The organism is Streptomyces sp. NPDC043738 (assembly GCF_056436545.1).
On the sequence record NZ_JBWKCJ010000021.1, the window covers coordinates 16271 to 27680 of the forward strand.

At 72.8% G+C, this 11410-nt stretch carries 10 protein-coding genes and 1 pseudogene; 3 read left to right on the forward strand and 8 right to left on the reverse strand.

Annotated features, from left to right (window positions below; translation table 11 throughout):
* The first annotated feature begins 97 nt into the window (after positions 1–97).
* Positions 98–559, forward strand: coding sequence for a MaoC family dehydratase (locus AC0680_RS25195; RefSeq protein ID WP_478632671.1), 462 nt, complete (start codon positions 98–100; stop codon positions 557–559).
* On the opposite strand, the gene AC0680_RS25200 is transcribed toward AC0680_RS25195, so the two are convergent.
* Positions 540–1193, reverse strand: a complete 654-nt coding sequence (locus AC0680_RS25200; protein WP_478632942.1) for a TetR/AcrR family transcriptional regulator — start codon at positions 1191–1193, stop codon at positions 540–542. The two genes, AC0680_RS25195 and AC0680_RS25200, sit on opposite strands and share 20 nt — an antisense overlap.
* 152 nt (positions 1194–1345) lie before the next feature.
* Positions 1346–2497 carry an acyl-CoA dehydrogenase family protein gene (locus AC0680_RS25205; protein ID WP_478632674.1) on the reverse strand — a complete coding sequence of 384 codons (1152 nt, stop codon included), beginning with the start codon at positions 2495–2497 and terminating at the stop codon, positions 1346–1348.
* 95 nt (positions 2498–2592) lie between these two features.
* Between AC0680_RS25205 and AC0680_RS25210 the strand changes: the two genes are divergently transcribed.
* Together AC0680_RS25210 and AC0680_RS25215 are read left to right on the forward strand one after the other, a co-directional pair.
* Entirely contained in the window at positions 2593–3246 is a 654-nt protein-coding gene (locus AC0680_RS25210; protein ID WP_478632677.1) for a TetR/AcrR family transcriptional regulator, read from the forward strand.
* 74 nt (positions 3247–3320) lie between these two features.
* Positions 3321–4286 carry an urea transporter gene (locus tag AC0680_RS25215; protein ID WP_478632680.1) on the forward strand — a complete coding sequence of 322 codons (966 nt, stop codon included), beginning with the start codon at positions 3321–3323 and terminating at the stop codon, positions 4284–4286.
* 21 nt (positions 4287–4307) lie between these two features.
* Here AC0680_RS25215 and AC0680_RS25220 read toward each other — a convergent pair whose 3' ends face one another.
* The 6 genes and pseudogenes from AC0680_RS25220 to AC0680_RS25245 form a co-directional block, all read right to left on the reverse strand.
* On the reverse strand, positions 4308–5654 hold the full coding sequence (locus tag AC0680_RS25220; RefSeq protein ID WP_478632683.1) for an MFS transporter: 1347 nt from the start codon (positions 5652–5654) through the stop codon (positions 4308–4310).
* Between the two features lie 177 nt (positions 5655–5831).
* Entirely contained in the window at positions 5832–6932 is a 1101-nt protein-coding gene (locus tag AC0680_RS25225; protein WP_478632686.1) for a zinc-binding dehydrogenase, read from the reverse strand.
* Positions 6933–7016: 84 nt separating this feature from the next.
* Positions 7017–8435: an aldehyde dehydrogenase family protein gene (locus tag AC0680_RS25230; protein WP_478632689.1), complete on the reverse strand. Its 1419-nt coding sequence runs from the start codon at positions 8433–8435 to the stop codon at positions 7017–7019.
* Positions 8436–8515: 80 nt separating this feature from the next.
* A complete protein-coding gene (locus tag AC0680_RS25235; protein WP_478632692.1) occupies positions 8516–9415 on the reverse strand; it encodes an NAD(P)-dependent oxidoreductase in 900 nt (299 codons plus the stop codon).
* A 127-nt stretch (positions 9416–9542) separates the two neighbouring features.
* A pseudogene (locus AC0680_RS25240) lies at positions 9543–9896 on the reverse strand (hypothetical protein); the annotation flags it as partial.
* The gene (locus AC0680_RS25245; RefSeq protein WP_478632695.1) at positions 9897–11324 is read right to left on the reverse strand and encodes a CitMHS family transporter; all 1428 of its coding nucleotides are present in this window, start codon (positions 11322–11324) and stop codon (positions 9897–9899) included.
* Positions 11325–11410 lie beyond the last annotated feature (86 nt).

Here is an 11410-nt window from a genome sequence, read left to right on the forward strand (position 1 = left end):
CGCATGCTGAGCAAGCGCTTAGTAAGCGTCGGCCCGGCGTGCGACGGCGGCACCCGGTGCACGACGGCGTAGGTGGATCCCAAGGAGGCAGACGGAGATGGCAGAGCCCCGAGTGTTTGGATCGCTCGACGAGCTGCGGGCCGCGGTCGGCGAGGAGCTGGGCACCAGCGACTGGCTGGAGATCGACCAGAAGCGGATCGATCTGTTCGCGGACGCCACCGGCGACCACCAGTGGATCCACGTGGACCAGGAGCGGGCCGCGACCGGCCCGTTCGGCACCACCATCGCGCACGGCTATCTGACGCTGTCGCTGCTGCCCGCCTTCGTGCCGCAGCTGATGCGGGTCGACAACGTGAAGATGGGGATCAACTACGGCACGAACAAGGTGCGCTTCCCGGCCACCGTGCCGGTCGGCTCGCGGCTGCGCGCCACGGCGAAGATCGCCGACGTCGCCGAGGTCAAGGGCGGCGTGCAGCTCACCACGGTCGTGACGATCGAACGCGAGGGCGGCGACAAGCCGGTCTGCGTCGCGGAGTCGGTCAGCCGTTTCTACCTGTAGCGGGGCCCGCCGGGTCGGCGCCCACCATCCGCAGCACGAGGTCGGCGTAGAGCGCGCCGACCTCGTCGGGGGTGCGCGAGCCGTCCGCCGAGAACCAGCGGGCGACGTCCACGCACAGCGACAGCACCGCCAGGGTGGTGCCCGGCACGTCGTCGGCCCGGAACTCCCCGCTGTCCGCGCCGTCCTGGATGATCTGCCGCAGCAGGCGGTCCGTCCGGCGGCGCAGACCGGCGATCTCGGTGTAGTGCTCGGGGCTCAGCGCCTGGAGTTCGTACTGGATGACCCGGGCGGTGGTGTGGTGCTCGGCGTGCCAGCGGGCGAAGGTCCGCACGGCGTCGCGCAGCCGCTCGGTGGCGCTGCCTTGGGCCTCGGCGGCGGCGCCCATGATGCGCAAGGCCTTTTCGTGGCCGATGCCGCTGATGCGGTAGAGCAGCTCTTCCTTGGTCTTGTAGTGGATGTAGAGGGCCGCCGGGCTCATACCGGCCCGGCCGGCGATGTCACGGGTGGTGGTGGCGTGGTAGCCGCGCTCGGCGAACGCCTCGACGGCGGCGCCGACCAGCCGCCGCGCGGCGTCCGGGGTCACCCCGGCCCACTCCTGGTTCTCCTCCGCAGCCTGCTCCGCCGCCGCACCCATCGCCGCACCCCGCTCCTCGATCCGCCAGGGACGTTCCTTGGACGGATCGAACACCATACCGCGCCACTGAGCAAGCGCTTAGGGCCTGTCCGGCGGCAGGACCGGACAGGCCCGGGGAGGGCGGCGGGCGGCAAGGCGCCCGCACACCGGGGTCAGAACGCGGAGACCCCCGTCAGCGCACGGCCGATGACCAGCTTCTGTATCTGGCTGGTGCCCTCGTAGAGCGTCATCACCCGGGCGTCGCGCAGCAGCTTGCCGACGGGGTACTCGTCGATATAGCCATAGCCCCCGAAGACCTGGAGCGCGTTGTTGGCGGCGCGCACCGCCGCTTCGGAGGCGAACAGCTTGGCCTGGGAAGCGGCGGTGACGAACGGCTCACCGCGCTCGATGAGATCGGCCACCCGCCAGGTCAGCAGCCGCGCCGCGTCCACGTCCACCGCGATGTCGCTGATCAGCTCCTGCACCAGCTGATGCCGGGCGATCGGCTTGCCGAACTGCTCACGCTGGCCCGCGTAGCCGATCGCGGCGTCCAGCGCGGCCTGGGCGATGCCCACACAGCCGGCGGCGACCGACATCCGCCCCTTGGCCAGCGCGGACATCGCCACCGAGAAGCCCTTGCCCTCGGGGCCCAGCATCGCGGCGGCCGGTACCCGTACGCCGTCCAGCACCAGTTCCGCGGTGGCCTGGCCGCGCAGCCCCAGCTTGCCGTGGATCTCGCGGCGCGTCAGGCCGGGGCTGTCGGTCGGCACGAGGAAGGCGCTGATGCCCTGATGGCCCGGGGCGTCGCCGGTGCGGGCGAAGAGCAGCACCACATCGGCCCAGGTGCCGTTGGTGATGAACATCTTGGCGCCGTCGACGATGTAGTCGTCCCCGTCGCGGACCGCCCGGGTGGCCAGTTGCGCCGCGTCGGAACCGGTGCCGGGCTCGGTCAGGCCGAAGCAGCCGACCGCCTCGCCCGAGGTCAGCCGCGGCAGCCACTCCCGTTTGTGCCGCTCCTCGCCCCAGGAGGCGATGGTCTTGGCCACCAGACCGAGCGAGACGGAGACGATGCCGCGCACCGCGGAGTCGCCGCGGCCCAGCTCCTCGGTCACCAGGACGTAGGAGAGGTGGTCGCCGCCGGAACCGCCGTACTCCTCCGGAACGGTGAGACCGAGGAAGCCGAGGTCGCCGATCTTTCGGACGATGCCGCGGTCGACCTCCTCCGCGCGGTCCCAGGCGGCGGCGTACGGGACGACCTCGCGGTCGACGAAGTCCCTGGCGAGCTGCCGCGCCGCGGCCTGCTCCGCGCTGAGCTCCAGATCCATCCGGCCCCCTCCTGGCCAAGAGCAGTGCCGCGCGCCCTTGTCGCACCATTAATTAGCACTGCTAGTTTTTGCTGGGCGCCTCTACTATGTGCGCCATGGCCCGACCCCGCAAGCCCCTGCTGAGCCGCGAGCGCATCGTCTCCACGGCGCTGCAGCTGATCGACTCCGAAGGGCTGCCGGCGCTGTCGACCCGGCGGCTGGCGGCGGAGCTGGGCGTGAGCGGGCCGTCCCTGTACAACCACTTCACGACCAAGGACGAGATCCTCGACGCGGTCGCCGACACGGTCATCGCCAAGGTCGACGTGTCGACCTTCGAGAAGGGCGCGGACTGGCGCGCCGGGCTGCTGGACTGGGCCCGCTCCTACCGCGCGGCGCTCGCCGCCCATCCGCACATCGTGCCGTTCCTCGCCCAGGGGCCGGGGCGGCGCCCGGCCGGGCTGAAGATGGCCGACGCGGCGTTCGGCGGCATGGTCGAGGCGGGCTGGCCGCCCGCACAGGCCACCCGGGTCTGCGCGATGGTCCGCTACTTCGTGGCCGGCTCCGCACTGGGCTCGTTCGCCCGCGGCTTCGTCGACGACCCGAGCGCCTACGACCCCGCCGACTACCCGCACCTGGGCCAGGCGCACCTCCTCGCGGAGCATCAGCGGCAGGTGGACGAGGGCGCGTTCGAGACCGGCCTGCGCGCCCTGGTGGACGGCCTGGCTCTGCAGCACCCCGAGCTCGCACCGCCGCCCGACCCCGCCCGCTGATGAGCGCCGCCCGCCGGCTGTAAAGTGCACCCGCCTCTGGCGGGCAGGGGCGGGTGCGGGAAACAGGAGGCGGCGTGGGCGAGTGGGGCACGGCCGTCAACGGCCCCTTCCGGACGCGTGGCGGACGGTTCGTCATCGAGGTGCTGCGCGGCCAGGCGCAGGTCGACTTCCTGCCGAACGCGCTGACCGGTGCGGTGTTCTCGATCGGCCTGTTCGCGGCGGGCTGGGGATACGGGCTCTACGGCCTGATAGGCACGGCCGTCGGCACCGCCACCGCCCGCTTCCTGGGCGTGGACCGGGACCGGATCACCGCGGGGCTCGAAGGGTTCAACGCCTGTCTGGTGGCGGTCGGCTGCGCGGTGTTCCTCGGCGCCGACCGGCTCTCCACCGCCCTGCTCGCCCTGGCCGGCAGCGCGGTGGTCACCGTACTGACCGGAGCCGCCGCGCGGATACTGGCCACCTGGGACCTGCCCGCCTTCACCCTGCCGTTCTGCCTGACGGCCAGCGCGCTGACCATCGCCGCGCCGGGATTCCAGCGGGTCTGGCACCAGGACGCGGGCCCGGCCGCGCTCCCCCGCCCGGCCGTCGGGCCCGCCGCCCTCACCTTCTCCGACCTCTGGCACGCCTTCTTCGCCAACGTCGGTCAGATCTTCTTCATGCCGCAGTGGCACGTCGGCCTGATCTTCCTGGCCGGCATCTTCGTCGCCTGCCGGCGGGCGGGCGCACTGGCCTGCGTCGGCAGCGTCGTCGGCATCGGCACCGCATGGGCCCTGGGCGCCCCCGCCGAGCAGGTGGCCGAGGGGGCGCTGGGCTACAACGCCGTGCTGGTCGCGATGGCGCTGTGCGGGGTCTTCCTCGCCGCGGACGGCTGGAGCCTGGCCTACGCGGTGGCCGGCGCCGCCGCCGCGACGGTGCTCACCCCGGCCCTGGCCGCCGTCTTCGCACCGTCCGGCGGCCACGCCTTCACCTGGCCGTTCGTCCTGGTCTCGCTGGCCTTCCTGACGGCGGCGCCGGCCTTCCCCCGACTGCGCAGGGTGTAGGGCCGGTCCGACGGGTGCCGCTCAAGGGCGCGGGGCGGCGGCTCCTCTCGCCCGGCGGACCAGCAGCCAGATGGAGACCAGCGCGATCGCGGAGAGCGCCATGATGTAGGCGGACACCGCCATCGAGGTGCCGCTCACCTCCAGCAGCAGCACCATCAGGAACGGCGCGAGCCCGCCGCCGAGGATCGCGCTGATCTGGTAACCGAGCGAGGCACCCGTATAGCGCATCGCGGGCGTGAACAGCTCGGCGAACAGCGCGGCCTGCGGGCCGTACATGACGCTCAGGAAGCAGCTGCCGACGAAGGTGCCGACGCCCAGCCACACCAGCGACGCCGTGTCGATGAGCAGGAACATCGGCACCGCCCAGAGCAGCAGGCCGACCGCGCCCGCGGCGTAGACCCGCAGCCGGCCGATGCGGTCGGAGAGCGCCGCGGCGGCCGGGATCAGGGCGAGCTGGGTGAGGCTGACCAGCAGCGAGACGGCCAGTACCGAGGTGCGCCGCATCTCCAGCTCGCGGGTGGCGTAGTCCAGCACACCGGTGATCAGGATGTAGAAGGTGGCGGTGTTCACCGCGAACGAGCCGCCGGCCAGCAGGACCGTACCGAGGTGGTGCCGCAGGATGGTCCGCAGCGGTGAGCGCCGCGCCTCGTCCGCCTTCTCCGCGGCCGCCAGCTCCGCCTCCGCGGCCCGGAACTCGGGCGTCTCCTCGACGTGGACGTGGATGTGGCGGGCGAGGACCAGCACCAGCACACCGACGACGAACGGGATCCGCCACCCCCAGGTCCCGAACGCCCGCTCACCGGTGAGGGCCCCGGCCAGCAGGAAGACGGAGTTGGCGGTCATCACCCCGATGGGCACGCCGAGTTGCACCAGCGAGCCGTACAGCCCGCGCTTGCCCTCGGGGGCGTACTCGGTGGCCATCAGCATCGCACCGCCCCACTGGGCGCCGACCGCGAGGCCCTGCAGCAGCCGCAGGACGACCAGCAGGACCGGCGCGGCCAGCCCGATCGTGTCGTAGGAGGGCAGCAGGCCGATCGCGGTGGTGGCCAGTCCCATCACCGTCAGCGCGAGCACCAGCATGGGTTTGCGTCCGCGCCGGTCGCCGAGGTGACCGGCGATCACCCCGCCGACGGGGCGGGCCAGGAAGCCCACCGCGAAGGTCGCGAACGCGGCGAGCACGCCGGCGGCGCGGCTGCCGGAGGGGAAGTAGGCGTCGCCGAGGACGAGCGCGGCGGCGATGCCGAAGACGAAGTAGTCGTACCACTCGACGGCGGAGGCGAGGGCCGCGGCGGTGGCGACCCTGCGGCGGCTGCGGGCGGAGGGGGGCGCGGTGGTGCTGCCGTGTGGCGTGGAGGGGGCCGAGTCCATGCTGCACGCTCCTGGGGACGGGGGGAGGGGGCGGCGCCGTGAACGTACCGACCAGCCGGTACGGCGTCAACGGAACGCGCAGCACGAGTTCCGGCGATCCGCGCGCACGGGGCCGGGGCGCCTTCCGCGCTCCCGGCCCCGCCCAGGCGTGCCGCCCCTGTCCCAGGGGCGTCTTGACTAGAAGACCACCAGCGCCCGTCCGCCCTTGCCGGCCAGCATCGCCTCGAAGGCGGCCGGGATGCCGTCGAGGCCGATCCGGTCGGTGACCAGGCCGGAGAGGTCCAGGGCACCGGAGCGGACGTGCTCGGCGATGACGGGGAGGTCGCGGGCGGGGTCGCTGTTGCCGTAGACGCATCCGGAGAGGGTCCGGCCGAAGTAGAAGATCTCCAGGGCGGAGAAGGTCACCTGCTGGTCCTGGCCGCCGATGCCGACGACCGTCGTCCGGCCGCCGCGCCGGGTGGACGTCCAGGCCGTCCGGATGGTGTCGGCGCGGCCCACGCACTCGATGGCGACATCGGCGCCCACGCCCCCGGTGAGCCCGCGGATCCGCTTGGCCCCCTCCTTCTCGAAGAACGCGGCGCCGTCGGCCACCACGAACTCGGTGGCGCCGGCCGAGCGGGCCAGCTCCTCCTTGTCCGGGGAGACGTCCACGGCCACGATCGGGCCCGCCCCGGCGATCCGTGCCGCCTGCAGCGTGGCCAGCCCCACCCCGCCGACGCCGAAGACCACCACCGACTCCCCCGCGCGCACCCGCGCGCTGTGGTGCACCGCGCCCCAGCCGGTGAGCACCGCGCAGCCGAGCAGCGCGGCGTCGGCGAGCGGCACCCCGGCCGGCAGCGGCAGCGCGGCGTGCGCGGGCACCACGGTCTCCTCGGCGAAGGCGGCGGTGCCCAGGCCCGGGTAGAGCTCGGTGGCGTCGGCGGCGAGCCGGGCGTACGGGGCGTTCGCGGCGAGGCCGGAGTGGGCGCACAGCCAGGGCTCGGCGAGCCCGCAGAAGTGGCAGTCCCCACAGGACGGCGCCCAGTTGAGGACGACCGGGTCGTTGGGTGCCACCGTCGTCACACCGGGGCCGACCGCGGTGACGGTGCCCGCTCCCTCGTGCCCGAGGACGGCCGGGGCGGGCTGGCGCAGGGTGCCGTTGGACAGTGAGAGGTCGGAGTGGCAGACGCCGGCGGCGGCGAGTCGGATACGGACCTGCCCGGGGCCGGGCTCGGGCAGATCGATCTCGGTGACCTGCAGCGGGGCGTTGACGGCGGGCAGTACGGCGGCGCGGACCACTGGTTCTCCTCGTGCGCGGGACGGCGGGACAGAGTAGTGCCGCACGGCCGGGAGGCGGCATCCGCCCCCCGCCGCGCGGCCCGGTCAGAACTGGAGCGACTTGGTCTGGAGGTACTCGGCCAGGCCGTGCGGGCCCAGTTCCCGGCCGACGCCGGACTGCTTGTAGCCGCCGAACGGGGCGAGCGGGTTGAAACGACCGCCGTTGATGTCGACCTGCCCGGTCTCCAGGCGCCGGGCGAAGGCGACCGCCGTCTCCCGGTCGCCCGCCCACACCGCCCCGCCCAGCCCGTAGGCGGAGTCGTTGGCGATGCGCAGCGCCTCCTCCTCGCTCTCGTACTTCAGGATCGACACGACCGGGCCGAAGATCTCCTCCTGCGCGATCGTCATGTCCGTCGTGACGTCGGCGAAGACGGTGGGGCGCACGTAGTAGCCCCGCTCCCGGCCCTCGGGGGTCTCCGGTCCGCCGGCCACCAGGCGCGCGCCCTCCCGCACACCGCGCTCGATGTAGCCGCGCACCCGGTCGCGCTGCTTGGCGTTGACGACCGGGCCCAGCCGGCTCCCGTCGTCCTGCGGGTCGCCCGCGAGGTAGCCGCCCACCGCCTCCGCAGCCAGCGCCACCGCTTCCTCGTACTGGTCGCGGTGCACCAGCATCCGGGTCAGGGCGTTGCAGGACTGGCCGGAGTTGCGCATCACATCGGCGACGTTGACCTGCACCGCCTTGGCCAGATCGGCGCCCGGAAGGATGACGTTGGCGGACTTGCCTCCCAGTTCGAGGGCGACCCGCTTGACGCCGCCGCCGGCGATCGCGCCGATCTTCCTGCCGACCGCGGTCGAACCGGTGAAGGACACCAGGTCCACGTCCGGGTGCTCGGCCAGCGCCTGGCCCGCGACGTGGCCGAGCCCGGTGACGAGGTTGAAGACACCGGCCGGCACGCCCGCCGCGTCCACGCACTCGGCGAAGAGCTGGGCGGTGAGCGGGGTGTCCTCGGCGGGCTTGAGGACGACGGTGCAGCCCGCGGCGAGCGCCGGAGCGACCTTGTTGACGACCTGGTGCAGCGGGTAGTTCCAGGGCGTGATCGCGGCGACCACGCCGACCGGCTCGTGGTAGACGGTGGAGTTGCCGATGCGCTCCTCGAAGGAGTAGGAGGCGGCCAGTTCGGCGTACGAGCCGGTGATCACGACCGGCAGCGCGGCCTGCACCCGCCGGCTGAAGCCGAGCGTGGCGCCCAGCTCGGCGGTGATGGTCCGGGCGATCTCCTCCGTACGGGCGGCGAGCTGGTCGCGCAGCGCGGACAGCCGGGCGGCGCGCTCGGCCGGGGCGGTGGCGGCCCACCCGGGCAGCGCGGCGCGGGCGGCGCGCACGGCGGCGTCCACGTCCTCGGCCGTACCGGCCGGGACGGTCGCGATGACCTGTTCGTCGGCCGGGTTGACCACCTCGATCGTCCCGGCCCCCGCGGCGGGCCGCCAGGTGCCGTCGATGAACATCGCGTCGTGGTGCTTCACTTCGTCGTCCTCCCGAGCCGGCTGGTGGTCATCGCCTCCAAACTAGCGCCGGTAGTTTTGGGCCGCCAGGCCGGATCCCCTCACGCCTGGGGAGTTCGCTTGTGCATCTCCGCCATCACGCTGACGAATCCCCCACCGCCGTGGCCCGCGGCGATGGTCCGGTCGGCGAGGCCCTTGACGGCGGTGAGCACCTCGGTGTCGACGCCGCGGTGCTCGGCCGCCTCGATGATGTGGGCCAGGCCCGCAGCCTCCATGACGATGTTGTCCTGGTCGCCGGAGAACACCCCGCGGTCCAGGTCCTCGGCCATGCCCGCCGCGATCGCCGGCAGGATGCCCACGATCGCCTCGGTGAACGGCGCGAACTCCCTGGCCGGTATGCCCTCGGTCCCGGACAGCGCGAAGGAGTGCACCAGCCCGGCCATCGCCGAGTAGAAGAAGCCGAGCAGGGAGAGGTCGTAGACCGCCGCCGTACCGGCGTCCTCCCCCAGGTACACGGCCCGCCCGCCGAGCGCCTCCAGGGCCGCCCGGTGCGTCGTGAAGGCGTCGCGCGCACCGCTGTAGAGGATGGTCGCCCCGGCCTGCCCGATCACCGGCGTCGGCACCATGATCGAACCGTCGAGGTAGTCGATGCCGTGCCCGGCGGCCCATGCGGCCGCGGCCCGCGAGCGCTCCGGGGTGTCGGAGGTGAGGTTGACCAGCACCCGGCCGGACAGCTGCGCGCCGACCGGCTCCAGGATCTCCCGGGACGCGCCGTAGTCGACCACGCACACGATCACCAGCGGGGCGGCCGCCACCGCCGCGGCCACCGTGTCCGCGCGGGCCGCGCCCCGCTCGACCAGCTCGTCGGCCTTGCCCGGCGTGCGGTTCCAGACCGTCGTGGGGTGCCCGGCCCGGAGGAAGGCGTCGGCCAGCGCGCGGCCCATGGCGCCGAGCCCGAGGACGGTCACGGGGGTGGGGGTGTGCTGCTGCGAGGTGCTCATCGAGATGCTCCGCGTCGTTCGCGTCGGGGCCCGGCCCACTGCCGGTCCCGCCGTGCACACCACCCTGCCGACCTGCGCTTACGGTTCCCTTCGGGTCTGCTTACGGTCTCTTCGGGCGAGCCGCCGGCCACCGGGACGCTCCCGCCGTCCCGCCCGCCAGGCCCGCGAGCGCACAGCCGCCGATCAGCCCCACCCCGACGACCGGCAGCGGTGCGCAGCGGCCCTGGTCGGTACGGCGGCCGAGCGGGACGGCGGCCAGCGGCGGCAGCAGCGCGTAGCAGGCGGTGATCACGCCGATGGCCCGTTCTTCCCCAAGCTCTCAACTACGTTCGAGCGGGGGAGACCCCCAATCGCCCAGGGCCAGGGCCCGGTAGGAGACGGCCGGCCTGGCCATGCTCACCGCTCCCTGCGCGAGGGAGAAGGTGATGACCAGCCGCAGCAGCCGGCTCCTGCCGGGCCCTGGGGTGTCGGCCGCGGTCATCTAGATGATGCCGAAGAGCAGACCGGCTCCCAGGACCACGAGGGAGGTGAGGGCGGCCCATTTGACGGTGAACTTCGTGTGGTCGCCGAACTCGACCTTGGCCATGCCGACGAGTACGTACACGGCGGGCACCAGCGGGCTGGACATGTGCAGGGCCTGTCCGACGAGGGAGGCGCGGGCGATCTCGATGGGGGCCACACCGTGGGCGGCGCCGGCCTCGGCGAGGATCGGCACGATGCCGAAGTAGAAGCCGTCGTTGGACATGAAGTACGTCAGCGGGATGCTGAGGACGCCGGTGACGATGCCCATGTGCGGGCCGAGCGCGTCCGGGATGCCGGAGACCAGCCAGCGGGCCATGTGCTCGACCATGCCGGTTCCGGTGAGCACGCCGGTGAAGACGGCCGCGGCGAAGACCATGCCGGAGACGTTGAGGACGTTCTCGGCGTGTGCGGCGATGCGGGCCTTCTGGTCCTTCATCTGCGGGAAGTTGACGGTGAGGGCGAGGGCCGCGCCGAGCAGGAAGAGGACCGGGATGGGCAGCGTCTGCAGGATGAGCAGGGTGAGCAGCGCGACGGTGAGCGCGGCGTTGAACCAGTAGAGCTTGGGGCGCAGGGTGGCGCGCCGCGGGTCCAGGCCCTGGAGGTCCAGGTCGCCCGGGTCGCCGTCGCCGCCGGCCGGCGCGGCGCCGCCCGTGGGGTGCCCCCCGGTGGCGGGTGCGCCGCCCTTGGCGCCGGTGCCCGCCCCGACCAGCACCTGCTCGGTCTCCTTCTCGTCCGCGGTCTCGGAGACGATCCGGGTCTCGCCCAGGGTCAGTACGCCCAGCCGCTTGCGCTCGCGCCGGCCCAGGACGTACGCGAGGGCGAAGACGGCGACCAGGCCGACGGCCAGGGCGGGGATCATCGGGATGAAGATGTCGCCGGCGTCGAGCTTGAGCGCGGTGGCGGCGCGGGCGGTCGGGCCGCCCCACGGGAGGGTGTTCATCACGCCGTTGGCGGTGGCGGCGACACCGGTCATGACGACCAGGCTCATCTTCAGCCGCTTGTAGAGCGGGTAGAGCGCCGAGACGGTGATCATGAAGGTGGTGGAGCCGTCGCCGTCGAGCGAGACGATCGCGGCGAGCAGCGCGGTGCCGACCACCACCCGCACCGGGTCCGCCTTGCAGAACTTCAGGATGCCGCGGACGATCGGGTCGAAGAGGCCGACGTCGATCATCACCCCGAAGTAGATGATGGCGAACATCAGCATGGCGGCCGTGGGGGCCAGGTCACCGATGCCCTTGACGACGTAGTCGCCCAGGCTCGCGCCCTGTCCGACCAGGACGCAGAACAGCGCGGGAATGAGCACGAGCGCTGCCATCGGTGACATCTTCTTCATCATGATCAGCACCAGGAAGGTGGCGATCATGACGAATCCGAGGATTGTCAGCATTAGGGGTACCTCACGTTCGCCCTTGAACTTCGGCCGGGGGTGGCGGTCGAGGTGACGTTAGGTGCCGCAAAGTTTTGTTAACAAGG

What these genes read in the sequence shown, in the direction of transcription:
- AC0680_RS25195 (WP_478632671.1), top strand. Translation starts at nt 98, where the DNA reads ATGGCAGAGCCCCGAGTGTTTGGATCGCTCGACGAGCTGCGGGCCGCG.
- AC0680_RS25200 (WP_478632942.1), bottom strand. Translation starts at nt 1,193, where the DNA reads ATGGGTGCGGCGGCGGAGCAGGCTGCGGAGGAGAACCAGGAGTGGGCC.
- AC0680_RS25205 (WP_478632674.1), bottom strand. Translation starts at nt 2,497, where the DNA reads ATGGATCTGGAGCTCAGCGCGGAGCAGGCCGCGGCGCGGCAGCTCGCC.
- AC0680_RS25210 (WP_478632677.1), top strand. Translation starts at nt 2,593, where the DNA reads ATGGCCCGACCCCGCAAGCCCCTGCTGAGCCGCGAGCGCATCGTCTCC.
- AC0680_RS25220 (WP_478632683.1), bottom strand. Translation starts at nt 5,654, where the DNA reads ATGGACTCGGCCCCCTCCACGCCACACGGCAGCACCACCGCGCCCCCC.
- AC0680_RS25235 (WP_478632692.1), bottom strand. Translation starts at nt 9,415, where the DNA reads ATGAGCACCTCGCAGCAGCACACCCCCACCCCCGTGACCGTCCTCGGG.
- AC0680_RS25245 (WP_478632695.1), bottom strand. Translation starts at nt 11,324, where the DNA reads ATGCTGACAATCCTCGGATTCGTCATGATCGCCACCTTCCTGGTGCTG.